Below are 18,673 nucleotides of genomic sequence, written 5' to 3' on the forward strand. Positions count from 1 at the left end.
CTATTTTGTGGCGCTCGAACGATTTTCCAAGCTGATCACCCCGCAATTTTGCTTGTGAGGCTTAAGCGTCACGCCGCGGGCGCTACGGCCGGCGTCTTCGCCTTGCGTTGCTTCCGGCGCACCTCAAAACCTTGCAGAAGCGTGAAGAACGACGGCACGAACAACACGGCAAGGCAGGTCGAGGCGATCATGCCGCTGAACACGCTGATGCCGAGCGAGCGGCGCGCGTTGGCCCCTGCCCCTGTCGCAACGACCAGCGGCACGACGCCGAGGATGAAGGCGAAAGAGGTCATCAGGATTGGACGGAACCGCACGCGCGCAGCCTCGACGGCGGCGTCGATCACCGATTTGCCGTTCTTGACGTGCTCCTCACGGGCCACTTCGACGATCAGAATGCCATTCTTCGCCGACAATGCGATCAGCAGCATGAGGCCGATCTGCGTATAAAGATTATTGGCGACGCCAAGGCTCGTCAGCGCGATGACCGGACCGAGCAGCGCAAGAGGCACGGCAGACAGCACGGACAAGGGCAAGAGCCAGCTTTCATATTGCCCCGCCAGTACGAGATAAACGAGCAGGATCGACAGGCCGAAGACGGCCACGAGCTGATTGCCGACAAGCTTTTCCTGATAGGACATGCCGGACCATTCAAAGCCGGCGTCCTTCGGCAGGGTTGATGTGGCGATCTTCTCCATCGTCGCCATCGACTGCCCCGAGCTGAAGCCGCGCGCGGGACCGCCGACCACCGTCGCCGCCGGAAACAGATTGTAGAGCGTGATCAGCGGCGGGGCGACCTCATGGCCGAGATAAGCGACGGAGCTGATCGGCACCATCTGCAGGTCCTTGTTACGGACGTAGAAATTGAGGATGTCCTCCGGCGTCAGACGAAACTGCGAATCGGCCTGCGCATAGACCTGATAGGTCAGGCCGAATTTGTTGAACTGGTTGATGAAGCTCGAACCCAGAAAGGTGCTCAGCGTCGAGAACACGTCGCCGACGGAAACCTTCAGCGTTTGCGCCCGGTCGCGATCGACGGTAACGCCGACATGCGGCGCGCTTCCATGAAATGTCGTCAACACCCGCTGCAGCGAGGGATCCGCCGTCGCCTGCTTGACGATCTGCTGCGTCACCTCGTCAAGCTGGACGAAATTCTGACTGCCGCCGCGCAGTTCAACCATCATCTGGAAGCCGCCTGCCTGACCGATGCCAGGGATCGGCGGCGGCACCAGCACGAATCCGCGCCCGTCCGGCAGATCATTCAGCTTGGCCTGCATATGCTCGAGGATCGAGATAAGGTCCTGCCCCTTCTGTTTTTCGCGTTCGGCGTAGGATTTGAAGATCACATATTCGACGCCGGCGTTGGCGAGAGTCGCATTGTTGTCGAGCACCGATTGCCCGGAAATCGCGATGACATTCTCAACGCCGGGCGTCGCTTTGGCGATTTCCGTCGCAAGGCCAAGCGCTGCCGTCGTGCGGCCGAGCGCGGCGCCGTCCGGCAGCTGCACGGCGATCATCGCATAGCCCTGATCGTCATTAGGGATGAAGGCCGTCGGCAATCGCGCGATGCCCCAGATGCCAAGGCCAGCGAGCGCAATGGCGATCATGACCATCAGCCCGGCGTGACGCACCATGCGGCCGATCAGCGCCGCATAGCCGTTCTCCATCTTCTGGTAGACGAAATTAAAGCCGCGGTAGAAGGCGTTGCGCTGGTCCGGCGGCGTCGCCTCGCGCAGCCACATGGCGCATTGGGTCGGTTTCAGGGTCGCCGCATTGATGGCGCTGATCAGAGCCGTCACCGCGATGACAAGCGCAAATTGCGCGAACATCTGTCCGGTAAGGCCCGGCATGAAGGCGGCGGGAATGAACACCGACATCAGAACCAGAGTGATGCCGAGGATCGGCCCGATCAATTCATTCATCGCCGTGATGGCGGCGTCATGCCCCGACATGCCGCGCTCGATATATTTCGAGACGCCCTCGACGATGACGATGGCGTCGTCGACGACGATGCCGATCGCCAGCACGATGCCGAACAGGGTCGAGAGATTGACGGTAAATCCAAGCGCCGCCATGCCGGCGAAGGCGCCGATGATGGTGACGGGAACGGTCGTCGCCGGCACCAGCGTCGCGCGGAAATTCTGCAAAAAGACGAGGATCACGATGAGGACGAGAATGCCCGCCTGATAGAGCGTCTTGTAGACTTCGGTGATCGAATCCTCGACGAAGATCGTCGTATCGAACGGGATGGTGAAGCGGAGACCCTCGGGGAAATGCTTGGACAGTTGGTCCATCTTCGTTTTGACCGCCTTGGCGACGGCGATCGAATTGGCCTCTGGCGTCTGAAAAATAGCGACGCCGGAACCGGGCTTCGCGTTCAGCTTGAAATCCTGCGAATAGGTCTGCGCGCCGAGATCGACGCGGGCGACGTCCTTGACCCGCACAAGCTTCCCGCCCTGGGCGGTCAGATCCTTGATGATGATGTCTTCGAACTGCGCCGGATTGTCGAAGCGCGATTTGATGTCGATCGTATATTGAAATTCCTGGTCTTTCGGCGCGGGCGGCATGCCGACCTGCCCGGCTGCGACCTCCTGGCTCTGCTCGCGCACGGCGAGGATCACGTCTTTTGGCTGCAAGCCATAGGAATAGAGCTTTTGCGGATCAAGCCAGATCCGCATGGCGTAATTGCTCGCGCCGAACACGGAGACATTGCCGACGCCGGGCAGCCGCGAGAGCTCGTTGACCAGATTGATCGTCGCATAATTGCTCATGAACAGGCTGTCGTAGCGCCCGTCCGGCGAATCCAGCGTGACGATCTGCAAGATGCCGGTGTTCTTTTTCTGGATCGTGACGCCCTGCGACTGCACCTCCTGCGGCAGCTGCGCCATCGCGCTGTTGACGCGATTCTGTACGAGCACCTGATCGATGTTCGGATCGGTGCCGATGTCGAAAGTCACGGTCAGAACGTAGGTGCCGTCGGCGGCGCTGGTCGACTGCATGTAGAGCATGCGATCGACGCCATTGACCTGCAATTCGATCGGCAGCGCTACTGTATCGACGACCGTCTGCGGGCTCGCGCCCGGATAGCGCGTCGTCACCTGCACCGTCGGCGGAACGACGTTCGGATATTCCGAAACCGGCAGCGTATAAAGGGCCACCGAGCCAATGAGCACGATGATGATCGCCAGAACATTGGCGAGGACCGGATGCTCGATGAAAAACTTCGAAATCATGGCGCAAAGCCTTGCTGGACTAAAGTCCTACTGGGCGTCGATGCTGGTCAGCTTCGGGACGACCTTGAGGCCGGGAGACACGCGCCAGAGATCGCCGACGACGACGCGGTCGGCAGCAGAAATTCCCGAAGCAATCACCCTGAGATTGCCGACCTGCTCCGCCGGTTTGACGTAGCGCTGTTCGACGACGTCGTCCTTGTTGACGATCATCAGATAGAGCCCGCCCTGATCCTCGCCGATGGCCCGCGCCGGCACGAGGAGCGCGCCTTGCGCGACATGCCCCTTCGGCAGGCGCATGCGGACGAAGAGGCCGGGCAGCAGGTTACGATCAGGGTTCTTGAAAATACCGCGCACCTGTAGCGTGCCAGTCGCCGGATCGAACTGCGGCGATACGAATTCCAGATATCCGCTGTAGGGATAGCCCTTGCCGTTCTCGAGGCCGACGTCGACCGGAACCTTCAGAATGTCCGCTGGCGACAGGCGCTTCTCGTTGAGATTGGCTCGAATTTCGAGCACCTGAGCCTCGCTCAGGGTGGCCGTCACATAGATCGGGTCGAGCTGGTTGATCTCGGCGAGTGCGGTCTGCTGCCCAGGGCCGCCGACGACGTTTCCGGGATCGACGAGATGCTTGCCCATCAGCCCATCAAATGGAGCCCTGACCTCGGTATAGTCCAAATTCAGCTTGGCGACTTCGATCTGTCCCTGGGCGCCGAGAATTCCCGCCTCGGCGGCGGCGCGCTGATAGACCCATTTGTCGACTTCGGTCGCCGTCGCGGCGTTCTTTTTGTAAAGCGCGGTGTAGCGCACGACCTCGGTCTTGGCGTAGACGAGCGCCGCCTGCTGCGCCTGCAATTGCGCTTCGGCCTGCTGCAGCTGAGCCTTGTATTGCGCCTGCTGTATGGTGAACAGAAGATCGTTCTTCTTGACGAGGGCGCCGTCTTCAAAGTGGATCTTTTCAAGATAGCCTTCGACGCGGGCGATCAGCTTGACCACATTGGCGGACGCCACAGTGCCCGTGACCTCGACATAGTCGGTGACGGTTTGCGATTTGGGCCGCACCACCGGGATTTCCGGCGCCGCCGCCGCAAAGACAGCCCCAAGGTTCGGCGCGGCGCGTCTCGCGGCGGCCTCGGTCCCGATCCCGGCGCGCGCCTCAAGCGGCAAAAGAGCGACGGCGAGCAGAGCCAGCGCCAGGAAAGGCTCGTGGGCGCCGCCTCGCCATTGCGCATCGCCCGCCGCCCCTGCGCGCCTTGTTTCCATGGACCTCGGCTTCATGGCAAAACGCCCTTTACGAAAAAAGCTCAAAATTCTGGCGCCCGCACGGTCGGCCCGGCGTCCTCAGGACCCGGCAGCCCGGGCGTCGGCGCGGCGATAGCGGGCGGCGGCGGTTTGGGCGCGCCCGCTGGCGGCAGGACATCGCCCCAATCCGTGCGCGCGCGCATCTCCGCGTTCGTGGCGGGGGGCACAAAATCATTGCCCTCACGAATCTGCCAGCCGCCGCCCAGCGCCGCATAGACGGCGGTGACGGCAAGCGGAATGTCGCCCTCGGCGATGGCGAGGTCGTTCTGAGCCTGGAGCAGATTCTGCTCCGAGGTCAGCACGGAGGTGAAATCGCGCGTGCCCTGTTGATATTCGAGCAGCGAAATGCCGAGCGCGCCATTGGCCGCCGCGACGCTGCGCCGAAGCGCCGCCGTCGCCAGCCGCGATTGCAGATAGCCGGAAATCCCGTTCTCGACGTCCTGCTGCGCCTTCAGCACCGTATTTTGATAGTCGACCAGATATTGCTGCAAGGTAGCGTCCTGGAGACGCACATTATTGGTGATCTGGCCATAGTTCAGAATATTCCACTGGAACGACGGGCCGAAAGAATAGGCGAGCCCCGCCGGCGTAAAGATCGAGCTCAATTTGGCGCCGTTTATGGTGCTGGCTGAGCCGCCGATCCGGCCCGTCAGCGTCAAGGCCGGATAGAGTTCGGCCTGCGCGACGCCGATCTGGGCGCTTTGCGCAGCGGCCCGCAATTCGGCCGCGCGCACGTCGGGGCGCCGCCGCAACAGATCGGCCGGAATGCCGACGAAAATCTTCGCCGGCGCGAGCGGTATTTTGCCGACCCCGCCCCGCAGCAGCGATTCGATCGGCTCCGGCGTCAGCCCCAGCAGCACGCGCAGTGCGTTCAGACCCTGCTGCAGCTGTTGCGTCAGCTGTGGCACGGAAGCCTCGGTCTGGCCTAGCACATTCTCGGCCTGGTAAACGTCGAGCTTGGTCGACGCGCCGCCGGCGAAGCGGTCGCGCGCGACCTGCACCGCCTCCTTCTGCCGAACGATATTGGTTCTTGCGATAGCGATGCGCTTTTCGAGAGTGCGAATACCGATAAAGGTCCTGGCGACGTCGCCAAGCAGAGCGACGAGCACTTCGTCATAGGTCGCGATCGAGGCCAGATAGGCGGCGTCCGCCGACTCGACGCCCCGCCGGAATTTGCCCCAGAAGTCAAGCTCCCAGGCGGCTTTGACGCCAAGCTGCGACTGCCAGAAGTTGTTCAGCTGCAACTGCGGGTTGGCGGCGGCGTCGGCGTGGCTCGGCCGATTGTAGGTCGTGAGCCCAAGGCCCTGCTGTTGTTGCGGATAGAGGTCGCCGATGGCGACGCCAAGTTGCGCCCTTGCTTGCAGCACACGCGTGCCGGCGCTGAGCAGCGTCAGATTTTGCTGGTAAGCGATCTCGATCAGACGATCCAGCGCCGGATCGTGAAAGGCCTTCCACCAATCGCGATAGTCCTGGCGCGCGCTGACGACGGCCTTGTTGCCCGATTCGAGATAATTCGGCGCGACTGGCGCCACAGGCGGAACGAAATTCGGCCCGACGGCGCAACCGGCGAGCAGGCCTGCCAGCGTGAGGGCGGCCAAGCGCGCCATCGGTCCAACGCCCGGCGCCGGCGGCTTGCGCCGCCGGACGCCTATCGGCATGGCATCGGCGATCCTCACCGGCGAGCCGGGCGGACGATTGATAGGGTTCACTGGTCAATGGCCCGGTTACGGCGTCTTACCGCTCAGCTAACATCAGTTTGGCGTCGAAGGCTGTGATAGTTTAGCAACGCTGGCCCCAATTCAATTGCGCCCCTGCTCCTTTCAGGCCGGTTCTTTCCAGCGGGAGCCACATCATAGGTCAGCATCGTTGCTGGACTTTTGGACTGGGCGGACCTTGCGCGAAATTCGCCCCGCGTCCTTTGCCAGAGACCAGAAGGCGAATATGCTGTTACAACAGAACCGCGCTGCGGCTAATGCTGAACGCTAAAGACATCGTACGAGGCCCCATCTATGCAAAGCCCACCGCCGTCAATGCTTAAGTCGCATGTGGTCAAGGAGCGGCCCGAATTCGAGCGTATCGCTCTCTTGCTGCAGGGCGGAGGCGCTCTCGGCTCGTATCAGGGCGGCGTCTATGCCGCGCTGGCGGAATCAAACCTTCATCCCGACTGGGTCGCGGGCATCTCGATCGGCGCCCTGAACGCGGCGCTGATCGCCGGCAATCCGCCGGAGCAGCGCGTCGCCCGCGTGCGTCAGTTCTGGGAGGAGATCACCGCCTCGCCGGTTGGGCTGCCCTTCATGAAGATGGCGGAAATCAAGGGCGATTATCTGCACAGTCTCGTCAATCAGACGCGCGCGATGGGCGTCCTTTTCAGCGGCGCTCCAGCGTTTTTCAAACCGCGCGCGCTGCCTCCCTTCCTGCATCAGCCAGGCTCAGTGGAAGCGCTGAGCTTTTACGACACCGCGCCTCTTCGCGCGACGCTGGAGCGCCTTGTCGATTTCGATCGGATCAATACCGGCGAGACGCGGCTCAGCGTCGGAGCAACCAATGTGCGCACCGGCAATTTTGCCTATTTCGATACGACGACGCATTTGATCAAACCCGAACATATCATGGCCAGCGGCGCATTGCCGCCGGGATTTCCGCCGGTCGAGATCGAAGGCGAGTTTTATTGGGACGGCGGCATTGTCTCCAACACGCCGCTGCAATGGGTGCTCGACAGCCATCCGCGCGCCGACACGCTGGCCTTTCAGGTCGATCTGTGGAGCGCGCGAGGCCAAATTCCACGCGACCTCGCCGAGGTCGACCTGCGCGCGAAGGAAATCCGGTTTTCGAGCCGCACGCGGCAGGGGACCGATCAATTTCGAAAAGCGCAACAGCTGCGCCGCGCGGTCGGCAGCCTGTTGAAGAGCCTGCCGGGCGACCGCCGCAACGACCCCGAATGGCGGCTGCTCGAATCCGAAGTGGATGAAAAAGTCTATAATATTATACACCTCATCTATCGCGCCAGCGCCTATGAGGGATCCTGCAAGGATTTTGAATTCTCGCGCCTGACGATGGAGGAACACTGGCGCGCGGGATATAACGACACCGTCCGGACCCTGCGCCATCCGGAAGTTCTGCAGCGCCCGGACAACGCCGAAGGGTTTTCCGCGTTCGATCTGTCGATCGACGGACGCGAATAGAGAACGCCTGTCCTCTGCGGGCTGTCCGCGCAAGGCGCTCCGCGCGCCGGGCGAAGGGCGCGCCCCAGATGACGGCGATCATTCATATTTCACGCCGAGAGCGATCTTGCCGGAGCCGCCGCAGAGCGGCGCGCCGGCCGCTTCCTGTTCGATTCAGCTTGAGTCTTCCCTTCCCGACGTGCGCGGCCGTTCCGGCGGCTGGCGGAAAACGCCGGCTTATCGCAAGTGGAAGCCGGCATTCGTTGAATATTTAACGTGTCGTTAACCAAGCGTTGCCTAAATTGATACAGTTAGATTCTTAAGGGGCAAATGTGACCGCCGCAGCCCGCCCACGTCATTCGATCCGCTTCCACAGCCGTTCGTTCCACGCGATGGCGCTCGCGCCGCAGCCACCGCTCGCCGACTGGCTGGCTGAATTCGACGCCTGGGTCGAGCGCTCCCCCGGCTTCTTCGTCGGACGCCCCATCGTGCTCGATCTCTCGGGCCTGCAATTAAGCAAGGAAGAAGCGTTCGCCCTCGTCAAAACCCTGTTCGAGCGCAACATCCAGATCATGGGGATCGAGCACGGCGATCCATCCTGGCGCGAATTTGGAATGCCGCCGCCCTTCGTCAGCGGCGGCCGCTACGTCAATGAAACGCCGCGCGGCAATGTCGAGGCGATCGCGCGCATCGTCGACCGCCCGGCCGTCGAGGAAGCCAAGGCGCCGGAGCCGGCCACGCCGGTGCGCCCGAATGCGCTTCTGATCGAGGCGCCATTGCGCTCCGGCCAATATATCGAACATCTCGAGGGCGATGTGATCGTCGTTGGCTCGGTCGCCTCGGGCGCCGAAATCGTCGCCGGCGGTTCGATCCACGTCTATGGCGCGCTGCGCGGCCGGGCGATCGCCGGCGCCGGTCATCCGAACGCGCGCATTTTCTGCCGCAAGCTCGAAGCCGAGCTTTTGGCGATCGACGGGCTCTACCTTACCGCCGACGACACCGACGCCGCCCTGCGCGGCAAGCCGGTTCAGGTCCGGCTCGACGGCGACGCCTTGACGATAACGGTTCAGGACTAGGCGCGGCCACCGCAAACGGCTGCGCTTTTTTGATGGTTCCACGCATGACTTTCCCGCCCCTTCGCCCGGCGGGAGGCCATGCCTAGCGGGGAGACAGCGCATATGGCCAAGGTTTTGGTCGTGACCTCAGGTAAAGGCGGCGTCGGCAAGACGACCTCCACGGCGGCTTTGGGCGTCGCCCTCGCCAAGAGCGGCAAAAACGTCGTACTCGTCGATTTCGACGTCGGTCTGCGCAATCTCGACCTCGTCATGGGCGCGGAGCGCCGGGTCGTCTATGATTTCATCAATGTGGCGCAGGGCGACGCCAAGCTCAATCAGGCGCTAATCCGCGACAAACGCATCGAAACGCTTTCGCTGCTCGCCGCCTCGCAGACCCGCGACAAGGACGCCCTGACCGACGAAGGCGTCGCCCGCGTCATCGCCGAGCTCCGGGAGAAATTCGACTGGATCGTTTGCGACAGCCCCGCCGGCATCGAGCGCGGCGCGACCCTCGCCATGCGTCACGCCGACGTCGCGATCGTCGTCACCAATCCGGAAGTCTCCTCGGTGCGCGATTCCGACCGCATCATCGGACTGCTCGATTCCAAGACAGAGAAGGCCGAAAAGGGCGAGCGCATGGAGAAGCATCTCCTGCTCACCCGCTATGACGCCGCAAGGGCGGAACGCGGCGAAATGCTGAAGGTCGATGACGTTCTCGAAATTTTGTCGATCCCGCTGATCGGCATCATTCCCGAAAGCGAGGAAGTGCTGCGCGCCTCCAATATCGGCGCGCCCGTCACGCTCAGCGCGACGCCCAACGCCGCGGCGCGAGCTTATTTCGACGCGGCGCGGCGGCTTAACGGCGAGACCCTGCAAGTTACGATGCCGAACGAAAAGAGAAGCTTCTTCGGCAAGATCTTCGGACGGAGGGCGGCATGAACTTCATGAGTTTCTTCAAGCGGCCGTCGACCGCGCCGGTCGCCAAAGACCGCCTCAAGCTGCTGCTCGCGCATGAGCGGGTGGCGATCGGCAATTCCGACGTCGTCGCCCTGCTCCGCGAGGAGATCGTCGCCGTCATCGCCAAACATTTCCCGGTCGAATCCAACGCCATAAAGGTGCGCATGGAAACCGGCGAGGCGATTTCGACGCTCGAAGTCGAAGTTGAAATCCCAACCCCGCTTTGCGTCAATGTGCGCCTCAACGCCAATGACGACGCTAAAAAAAAAACCGAGCCCCAGTCCCGGCCAATCGAGGCGGCGGCCGGGGGATGAAGCGCGCCAAACGCCGTAACCGCGCGCGGCAATTCGCGTAAGGGCGCGCTGGCCTCGAGCGAGAAGCCATAAGCCGGATCGCCGCTCGTCGCGGCGATTTTGCGTTGCGGCCACGCCGCGATCCTGCCCTGGAGCGCGACGAAGATGAGCTCGACGAAATCATCGTTTTGATATCTGCGACCATCGGCCGATGTCGGCGGCGCTTGCATAGCCAGCTGCGGTATTTCGGATGCTCGGTGCTAAAGTCCGCCAACCGGTCCCCGCATTTCCCGGACAAGCCAGTCAACGAAGCCGGCAAACAGGTTTCCGGCATCGGCGTGACGCGGGATGATGGCAACGTACCCCGTCCGCGCAACCCGGATGTCCGGCAGCGGCGTCATCAGCCTTCCGCTGGCAATATCGATCTCCAGCATCGGCAGCGGGCCGATCCCAATGCCAAGCCCATCTTCCACCGCCTGACGCGTTACGAAGAAGTGATCAAATATCTGGCGAGGCAGTCCGGCGAGGTGTTGGAGCCCAGCCGCCTCGAGCCAATCCGCCCAATCGCCGGCGCGAGTCTCGCTTGCAAGCAGCGTATGTCCCTTGATGTCGTCGGGCTCCAGGATCGGCCGATCGGCGAACAGCGCGGGGCTCATGATGAGGGTGTCGACATCATCCAGCACGGGAACGACGCGATGCTGAGGCCATGTATGCTCCCGAGCAACGCCGCGTCGGATCGCCACATCGACGCCGCCGCGTAATTCCTCGAGCACAGTCGAAACGGTCGTGACCGCGACTTCGACGTGCGGATGACCGGCGTGGTAACGATCGAGCCGTGGGATCAGCCAGCGCATCGCGAAGCTGGTCGGGGCGCTCACGCGCAGGATGCGGCGCGCGCCGGGTCGGCCGCAAGCTTCCGCCGCAACAGTCAGGCGATCGAACGAAAGACCGACCTCCGCGGCGAAGATCCTCGCCATCGGCGTCGCCACCATGCGGCGGCCGTCCTTGGTAAAGAGTCTCTGCCCTAACCAGTCTTCGAGCGCAGCGATCTGCCGGCTTACCGCGCCATGGGTGACGCCGAGCTGCGTTGCCGCGTCGGCGTAGCTGCTCGTTCGAGCAGCGACCTCGAATACCCGTAACGCGTTGAGAGGCGGGAGGCGACGCATAAATCCCGTGAGTAAAGCTGACGTATTTTGTGAGAAATGATCGGCTTGTAGACAATTTCTCTCTTATTTATCATCGCAAGATGGCGACCTCAACCGTCCTTGCGACAGCGGATGATCCAGGCTCATCCGCTGCAACCAAATCACGCAGTCTGCTCGCCGCGTGCCTCACTCATGCGCTTCATGACGGCTATACTGACGGTCTCTATGCCTTCCTGCCGGTGTGGCAGACGCAGTTCGGCCTTTCCTATGCCGCGCTTGCCGTCGTTCGCGCACTCTATTACGGGACGATGGGAGGCCTCCAAATCCCGGCCGACCGAGCTCTTCGCGCCTTTTCGCCGCGAGCTGCGCTGATCCTGTCAACCGTCCTCGCATCGACGGGCTTTCTGATCATGGCGCTACCGTTCGGCTTTGCGGGTCTTTGCGTCGGTCTCGTCGTGGCCGGCGTCGGATCGAGCATCCAGCACCCACGCGGCTCGATGCTCGTCGCCGACAGTTATGGGCAGGCTGCGCGCGGCCCGCTTGGCATCTACAACTTTTCGGGCGATCTCGGAAAAGCCGTGTTGCCGGCGTTTGTCGCGGTGCTGCTGCCGCTCCTTGCCTGGCGACCGGTGCTGGGCCTGATGGCGGCGCTTGGACTCGCTTTGGTGCTCGCATTGGCGTTCCTGGCGCCAGCGGCTCCCATCGCCAGGAACGCCACAGGAACGGCGGGCGCCGGCCGCGGCCGCGACGGCTTCGGCATTCTAACGGCGATCGGCGCGCTCGATACGGCGACCCGCATGGGTTATCTGCTGTTTCTGCCCTTCCTCATCCATGGACGGGGCGGAGGCTCCCCAACGGTTGGTATCGCACTCGCCCTGCTTTTCATCGGCGGCGCCTTCGGAAAGGCGACGTGCGGCTGGCTCGGGGAGCGGCTGGGTGTTGTCGGCAGCGTCATGGTGACCGAAGCTGCAACAGCCTTGCTGATCGCGGCGACGCTATTCACGCCACTGACGCCAACGCTCATCCTGCTGCCCCTGCTCGGTATAGTGCTAAACGGCACCTCTTCGGTGCTCTACGGCGCCGTGCCGGAGCTTTCCGATGGCAATACGGGGCGGGCCTTCGCGGTCTTTTATACGAGCGTAATCGTCTCTGGAGGCATCGCGCCGATCCTCTACGGCGTGGTTGCCGATCACAGCAATCGGACGATCGGCGTGCTGGCCTCGGCTGTGACCGCCGCCCTGATCGTTCCGCTTGTGCTGACGCTGCGTCCTCATCTGCGCAGCTCCACTGTGGGATCGTGCAAAGGGTCCGCCTGATCCCGGCGCCGGATCTTGAGGCGAATCGGCTCTCCACGCCGCCGTGCGATGACCGAGACTGGCGAGCTACTCTTCATGGCCGCGAAGGAGAGAAAAGAAGCGGCGCTCGCTTGCCGAACCAGCCTTGGCGCTACAGGCTATTGGTTCACAGAGACCGCCTTGTTGGCGTTGGAGGAGAAGAGAAGATAACAACCCCCGACCGCTATATCCTTCAAGACTGCCTCGCATGGCTGCCTGACAGAAAGAAAGCGTCGGAGTGGCTATCCAAACGACTACTCCATCGTCCCGGTCGCCTTACAAGGCGCCAGAGATCATCCCTATATTGCCGCTTCGCGCTGCGTCGATGGACATTACCCATCAAGGCTGTCTTTACGGCTCCTCTCGCGTTGGGTTGTTATCAGCGGAGCACCCCAAATCTGCGCCTGCTATGAAACCTTTTTCAAACCGGGCGGCCGCCATGTCCCTTCGCCGGGCGGCAAGATCGAAGGTGGCGCAGGCTTCGGCCAATATAGGCGCATCACGAGATAAATTTTGCCATCCGGCGCCGGCAGCCAATTTGCTTCCTTATCAGCGCCGGGGCTGTCCTTTTGAATGTACAGCGTCAGCGAGCCGTTTGCGTTCGTTTTCATCGCCGGCAACATCGGCGAATTGATGAGGTAGCGATTGATTGGATTCTCGACCAGGAACTGGCTCTTGCCATCATACATTGTAACCGACCAGAACGCATTCACGGGCGGCAACTGGCCTGGCGCAAATGTAATGGTATAGTTGTGCTTGCCGCCGTCGAGCGGTTCGCCGCTCGCATCCGTTCGGATGTAAGGATACACGGCTTCCACGGCGTCGTTGCCATAGAGACCGCCCTTCGCGGCGCCGGCCCGCATCAGCCAGTCGCCGTTGAAGAAGGCCTCGTCGCCAAAGAACGAACCGACGCTCCATCCGTTGATGTTCTTGTTTCCACCCGCCAGCCATTTGTCGACCTTGTCGTCGCCCTGCTTCAGGCCCACCAGGATTTCGGCCTTGTGTTCGAGCGACAGCTCCTTGAAATCGAAGGTCTTGCCGGGACCGACGCCGATCTTCGCAAGTTTCGCGCGAACCGCCCTGTCCCTTGCTGTCTCAGGGACGAATTGCAGGGCCGCCTCGAGATATGGGAAGAAATTGTCCTTGATCCCGGCCGTGGCGGCGGGAAGGAAGTCGATCGCCGGCGCGGCCGGCGGGGCGGGTTGTTTAAGGAAAGTCGAAAGCGGTTGCGCCTTGTAGCCGGCCTGGACTTTCTCGACGTTCGGCATGTCGTCGGGATTGAAGAGCTGGGTGCGAAAAGCCGCGAAGACGAATGGCGTCGTCGATCGGAAGATCTTCTTGATTCCAGGAGGCGTTTCGCCCGTCCGGTCGGGGCCGACCACAAGATAATCGCCAGGCTCCGTCCCAGTGGCGCGCGTGCCGATATAGCCGAAATTGTAGGTGTTGCCGTCGATCAGCTGGACCGAATAATAGCGGTCCCTTTCGACCGCCGGCACGGAGACGACCATCGGCTCGGCGCGCAAATCCAGCCAGAGTATCGAGTATGGCGTGTCGCTGTTCGGCGTGATGACCGCCGTGTCCGCCGGGGTGGCGACATGGTGCATGTTGTAGATTTGGTTGAAGGGCGCCTTGAACTGTCCCGAGTTCCTGTCGACGGCAAACTCCTGCATGACCGCATAATTCATGACGAGCGGCAGGCCATAGACGAAGCCTTCCTCGGCGATGTCCTTGGCCTCTAACAGGCTCTGCCATTGGGCTTTGCTCTGCGCAATTACCGGGGTTGACTTCCCCGTCGTAGCGGCGAGTGCGGCCACCGCAGCAGAGCGAAGCAGAACGCGTTTCGTAATCATCTGAACAACATCCTTCCGGTTCGCAGCTTGCGGTCAAGCGCGCATAGGCAGCAGGAGAAAGTTACGCGACCTCTGCGTTGATTGACAATGCAAAAACGGCCGATCGAAGCCAGCTCGCATATCCGACTTTGGCCCGTCGCATCGTTTCGCCGCGCCCCGCGGAATTTGGTCGATATCAGGGCATGGCGGACATCGAGCAAGCTACGAAGTCCTCTGCGATTCCCGCCAAGCTATGGTGGCCATTTCAACCCTTTAGATGCGCCAGAACAAGACCCGGATAGGAGATTTGGTCCGCCTTTTCTGGCTCGACGGTGAAGGTATTGATCAGGGTGAGATTGCCAGCATCAGCATCGAGAAGGGTCATGATGAACTCATGGTTTTGTGGGATCAGCAATGCTTATTGGTGCTTAGCCTCGGGCGGCGTGAAAGGTGATAGCGTAGCCGTCAGGATCGCTGGTCACGAAGAACCTGCCAAAAGGGCCATTTGCGAGTGGGCTTAGCACTGTGCCGCCCCGCTCCACGATCAGGTCATGGAAGGCGTCTGCATCGTCACAGGCGACCCACAAGGCCATGCCAATGCCCAAGGAACCGGTCTCGGGCAACGGCCGCAGCGGCTCGCGCAGCGCCAAAGCAATCGGCTTGGTCTTGAAGACTATTGCACCCGGCGGATTCCGGTCCTCGGCCTGGAAGCCGAAAACATCCTTGTAGAACCGGACGGACGCGGCAAGGTCACGAACTTGCAAGGCGATAAAGGAAGGTCCGATTGGCATTGCCATTCTGCATACTCCATTGTATTATCAGGTTCCTTACATTAATGTCAGGCCCCTGATAATGTCAATGAGCAAAATGAACACCTCGGATGAGGAGGGCTGGATCGGCTACGGTTTGAAAATCGCCCAACATCGCTTGAGACTGCGACTTGAGGCCGAGCTGGCGGGGACCGGAGTTTCGCCATCCCAGAATGCGGTTCTGCTCGCCATTGCCGACAATCCGCGCATATCAAACGCTTCTCTGGCGCGCGCGGCGTTTGTGACGCCCCAGTCGATGCAGGGCATGCTTGTTACACTTGAGCGAGACGGGTTCATCGTGCGCACACCGCATCCTGAGCATGGGCGAATCATCATGACGGAACTAACCGAGGCGGGCAGAACAGCGGCGCAAGCCGGCATGATTGCGGCCGAAGCCGTCGAGCGGCAAATGTTGGCTGGCCTGACGGACGATGAGACCAAATTGTTGCGCGAACTGCTCCGGCGCTGCGCAGACGCCCTTGACTCCGACAATTGAAGCCCGCACCGACAATGTCTGCTTTCGGGTGGCGATGCCAGGCCACGCCCGACGAAGATGACCACTACGTCCACGCTATAGCGCTCTAAAGCCGCACGGTTTGGTTCCGGCGTGATTGGCTCAATCTATCAGCGCCTTCAGGCATTCTATGAATGAAAGGCTGTTGGACGATCGACCGTCAGGTTGGGAATGAGGCGGCGATAGCTGCCGTTGCTGTGAACGGCTTTTCCGATTGGGGTGGTATTTCAGGAAAGGCGCGGGTGAGCAGGTGCGATATAATCCTTGTTGAACCCGACAGCTACCTGTATTGATCGATCGTCGCGAAAAACGTCGGCCTGCGCACACTGTCTATGCTCCGCAAGCCGCCGCATGCACGTCGCTCACGTACACGCGTGACCGCCCAGCGCCTCCCAACAACCGCCAGCATCGAAGGATGCTGCGACACTGGAGCGCAAACATGCGAAAAACCATTGCCATCATCGGCGCCGGCCTCGCCGGCCTGACGCTTGCCCGCACCCTGCACCGACACGGGATCGAGGCGACGATCTACGAAGCCGAGCCGTCGCCGACCGCCAGGAAGCAGGGAGGCTTGCTCGACATACACGAGCATAACGGTCAACTCGCGCTCAAGGCGGCCGGTCTTTATGACGCATTCCTGCGGCTTGTTCGGCCAGGTGAAGATGCAAAACGCGTCGTAAACAAGGATGGTATCATCCTGATGGATCAGGCAGGCGACCGCTCGCCCCGGCGCCCGGAGGTCGATCGGAGCGAACTTCGCGCCATGCTGATCGCCTCACTTCCGGACACCGCGATCCGGTGGGATCACAAGGTCACGAATTTGGCGCAGACCGGAGACGGCCGGCACGAGGTCGGCTTCGCCAACGGAACCAGGTCGACAGCTGATCTGCTCGTCGGCGCTGACGGCGCCTGGTCGAAGGTCCGCCCACGCCTTTCCGATTCCAAGCCGGTCTATTCCGGCACCTGCTTCATCGAGATAGCGTTTGCTGCCGGCGACGCGCGCTATGCGGAAAGCGTGGCGGCGATCGGAGCCGGCACCCTCATGGCAGTGACGCCGGGCAAAGGTATAATCGCACACCGCAATGCCGATGGCAGCGTCACCGGATATGTCGCGCTGAACGAGCAGGAGGCGTGGATCAGGTCCATTGATTTCAGCAAGGCTCGCGCCGGATTGGACCTCATCGCCCAGCAGTTCGCAGGCTGGGCGCCGCACCTTATCAGCTTCATCACCGGCAGCATTGCCGATCCCACGATACGTCCGATCTATGCGCTACCGGTCGGGCATCAGTGGCAGCGGAAGGCCGGTCTGACCCTGGTCGGCGACGCGGCGCACCTTATGTCCCCGTTCGCGGGTGAGGGCGCCAACCTTGCCATGTATGACGGCGCGGAAGTCGCTCAGGCGATCATCGACACCCCCGACGACATTGAAGCGGCCTTATCCAGGTATGAGGAGGCCCTGTTTCCGCGAAGCCGTGAAGTCGCGGGTCTGTCGGCGCGGAATCTGAGGCTGTTCTTCGGTAAAACCGCCCCTGGCAGCGTGGTCGATCTGTTCAGCAGCTTTGCGGCATCCGACGTATGACAGCAGCCTCGTCCTACCACGTCCAAGCTCAATTCCGCTTCCCGAAAACGAACGTTCGCCGGGACAGCAGGCGCTGGGTAACACCGCCGATTTGGGGAGGACGCAGACCGGACGTCGCGTTCGATATCCGCGCTGGCAGCCCATGCGGCAATCGGTGGCGTTTGCGTATCCATAGCGCGAGATATCGCGCCACAGCGTAAAATCGGGGAATGGCGGAAGAGGTGGGACAATCCTACCCCATTGTTTCTACAAAGGTTTCGCCTCAGCGGATTTGCCGTAACGGACCACCTCAACAGACCACTTTCCGGGCCGTCTTGCAACCGTGACGCCGCAAACCGCCACATGGAGCGCCTACCCCAATGCACCTCGAAATCGAAACCTACTCCGGCCGCGTTTTCATTGCCGCCTACGGGCGCTTCACCCTCACATTCGGCCTCGCCTCAGCCATGCTTGATGAAGCCTTGGAGTTCATCCCGCCTGAATGCGATCATCGCTGGTTCTGGAAAGCATACTCGACGCCCCCGTCCCCGCGATGCGCCGGCACGCATTATTTACGTCTTGGGCCGGTCCTGCTCACATTCGCTCCCGAGCCCAATACGAAGATGCCCCAATCCCCAATCCCCAAGGCTTACTAATGAGACCGCGGCTTGCTGAAGACGCCGCTTAGATGGCGCGAAGGGAGGCTGCCGCATTCAGAGTGGCCTCCCCTCTCCCGGACCTCCAAAATATCACGAATTTGTCGGAGCCTATCACCAGATGAACTTGCGGGCAGTCCCCCCGGTACCCCAACACTTTCGACCGCGTCTGTGTCGGATGCTGGTGCAACCAATGAGGTTCATGGGCTGAAAGGAATTCCCGATAACAGAGCGGTGGCCACACGGCGAGCGCTTCCAAACGCCGAGTTCACGTCTGAGCTGCTTACGGCGAGCGGCTGTCCGATGATTTGCCGACGGTCGCCTGTGCGCTCGCAATAGACACGATCGACAATACCACCCCGATGGACCACGACATGGCGTCGTTGCCAAAGCAGCCACAATGCATCTTCATTCAGAACGCAATGCAGATCGTGATTACTGCCAGCCAAAACGGCGAACACATCGCGCATCGCTTCGAGTGAAGCGATAGTTCTATCAGAAAAAAGGATGTCACCCATTGAGCGGGAAAGATCGAAACCTCGGTCCGCCAAAGTCTCCATCGTAGGTGATCGGCCCTGAAAATGGCGCTTGGCAGGAGCTTTGCTAATCAGCAGACCGGCCAGGGCCGGGGCCTGATTCAAGCTCGCGATTAGGACGTCGTTGATAAAAAGCTCAATCGCGCCCCACACCGAAGCTAAGGTCTGCCTAGGTCCTGTTGACAAATAAGATTCCCAGTCCCGGCTTTCGGTGATTCAACGTTGCTTTCTCAGGGAGGCGGCTTTGATTCGGGACATGATGAGCGACGAGGAGTGGGCGTTCTTCGAGCCGTTTGT

The 18,673-nt window shown here is 61.5% G+C and carries 15 protein-coding genes; 8 read left to right on the forward strand and 7 right to left on the reverse strand.

Annotation, left to right across the window (positions count from 1 at the left end):
* Positions 1-68: 68 nt before the first annotated feature.
* Genes CR492_RS15255 through CR492_RS15265 form a run of 3 tightly spaced genes read right to left on the reverse strand, consistent with a single transcriptional unit; the run spans position 69 to position 6,187 of the window.
* Positions 69-3,230 (reverse strand): efflux RND transporter permease subunit, encoded by a 3,162-nt coding sequence (locus CR492_RS15255; protein WP_102844584.1) that lies wholly within the window; start codon positions 3,228-3,230, stop codon positions 69-71.
* 27 nt (positions 3,231-3,257) lie between these two features.
* On the reverse strand, positions 3,258-4,505 hold the full coding sequence (locus CR492_RS15260; protein WP_102844606.1) for an efflux RND transporter periplasmic adaptor subunit: 1,248 nt from the start codon (positions 4,503-4,505) through the stop codon (positions 3,258-3,260).
* Between the two features lie 26 nt (positions 4,506-4,531).
* On the reverse strand, positions 4,532-6,187 hold the full coding sequence (locus CR492_RS15265) for an efflux transporter outer membrane subunit (RefSeq protein WP_245412102.1): 1,656 nt from the start codon (positions 6,185-6,187) through the stop codon (positions 4,532-4,534).
* A 372-nt stretch (positions 6,188-6,559) separates the two neighbouring features.
* On the opposite strand from CR492_RS15265, the gene CR492_RS15270 reads away from it, so the two are divergent.
* From CR492_RS15270 to minE, 4 genes are all read left to right on the forward strand, one after another.
* The gene (locus CR492_RS15270; protein WP_245412103.1) at positions 6,560-7,711 is read left to right on the forward strand and encodes a patatin-like phospholipase family protein; all 1,152 of its coding nucleotides are present in this window, start codon (positions 6,560-6,562) and stop codon (positions 7,709-7,711) included.
* A gap of 311 nt (positions 7,712-8,022) precedes the next feature.
* Positions 8,023-8,766, forward strand: a complete 744-nt coding sequence (minC, locus tag CR492_RS15275; protein ID WP_102844587.1) for a septum site-determining protein MinC — start codon at positions 8,023-8,025, stop codon at positions 8,764-8,766.
* A 102-nt stretch (positions 8,767-8,868) separates the two neighbouring features.
* Complete coding sequence (minD, locus tag CR492_RS15280; protein WP_102844588.1) at positions 8,869-9,684, forward strand: septum site-determining protein MinD; 816 nt, start codon at positions 8,869-8,871, stop codon at positions 9,682-9,684.
* Positions 9,681-10,016, forward strand: coding sequence for a cell division topological specificity factor MinE (gene minE, locus CR492_RS15285; protein ID WP_102844589.1), 336 nt, complete (start codon positions 9,681-9,683; stop codon positions 10,014-10,016). Before minD ends, minE begins: the two co-directional genes overlap by 4 nt.
* Before the next feature lie 239 nt (positions 10,017-10,255).
* Here minE and CR492_RS15290 read toward each other — a convergent pair whose 3' ends face one another.
* Positions 10,256-11,161 (reverse strand): LysR substrate-binding domain-containing protein, encoded by a 906-nt coding sequence (locus tag CR492_RS15290; RefSeq protein WP_102844590.1) that lies wholly within the window; start codon positions 11,159-11,161, stop codon positions 10,256-10,258.
* An 80-nt stretch (positions 11,162-11,241) separates the two neighbouring features.
* On the opposite strand from CR492_RS15290, the gene CR492_RS15295 reads away from it, so the two are divergent.
* A complete protein-coding gene (locus CR492_RS15295; RefSeq protein ID WP_102844607.1) occupies positions 11,242-12,456 on the forward strand; it encodes an MFS transporter in 1,215 nt (404 codons plus the stop codon).
* A gap of 425 nt (positions 12,457-12,881) precedes the next feature.
* Here the strand turns inward: CR492_RS15295 and CR492_RS15300 are convergent, their stop codons facing one another.
* Positions 12,882-14,324, reverse strand: coding sequence for a DUF1254 domain-containing protein (locus CR492_RS15300; protein ID WP_102844591.1), 1,443 nt, complete (start codon positions 14,322-14,324; stop codon positions 12,882-12,884).
* Positions 14,325-14,731: 407 nt separating this feature from the next.
* On the reverse strand, positions 14,732-15,100 hold the full coding sequence (locus CR492_RS15305) for a VOC family protein (protein ID WP_102844592.1): 369 nt from the start codon (positions 15,098-15,100) through the stop codon (positions 14,732-14,734).
* 13 nt (positions 15,101-15,113) lie between these two features.
* Here CR492_RS15305 and CR492_RS15310 point away from each other — a divergent pair, with 13 nt between their 5' ends.
* The 3 genes from CR492_RS15310 to CR492_RS15320 all read left to right on the forward strand — a co-directional run bounded on the left by CR492_RS15310 (position 15,114) and on the right by CR492_RS15320 (position 17,840).
* The gene (locus CR492_RS15310; RefSeq protein WP_210200258.1) at positions 15,114-15,608 is read left to right on the forward strand and encodes a MarR family winged helix-turn-helix transcriptional regulator; all 495 of its coding nucleotides are present in this window, start codon (positions 15,114-15,116) and stop codon (positions 15,606-15,608) included.
* A 457-nt stretch (positions 15,609-16,065) separates the two neighbouring features.
* Entirely contained in the window at positions 16,066-17,205 is a 1,140-nt protein-coding gene (locus CR492_RS15315; protein WP_102844593.1) for an FAD-dependent oxidoreductase, read from the forward strand.
* Between the two features lie 359 nt (positions 17,206-17,564).
* Positions 17,565-17,840 (forward strand): hypothetical protein, encoded by a 276-nt coding sequence (locus CR492_RS15320; protein ID WP_102844594.1) that lies wholly within the window; start codon positions 17,565-17,567, stop codon positions 17,838-17,840.
* A 200-nt stretch (positions 17,841-18,040) separates the two neighbouring features.
* Here the strand turns inward: CR492_RS15320 and CR492_RS20555 are convergent, their stop codons facing one another.
* Complete coding sequence (locus CR492_RS20555) at positions 18,041-18,562, reverse strand: hypothetical protein (RefSeq protein WP_146030292.1); 522 nt, start codon at positions 18,560-18,562, stop codon at positions 18,041-18,043.
* Between the last annotated feature and the right edge of the window lie 111 nt (positions 18,563-18,673).

Source organism: Methylocella silvestris (assembly GCF_002891535.1).
GTDB lineage: Bacteria > Pseudomonadota > Alphaproteobacteria > Rhizobiales > Beijerinckiaceae > Methylocapsa > Methylocapsa silvestris_A.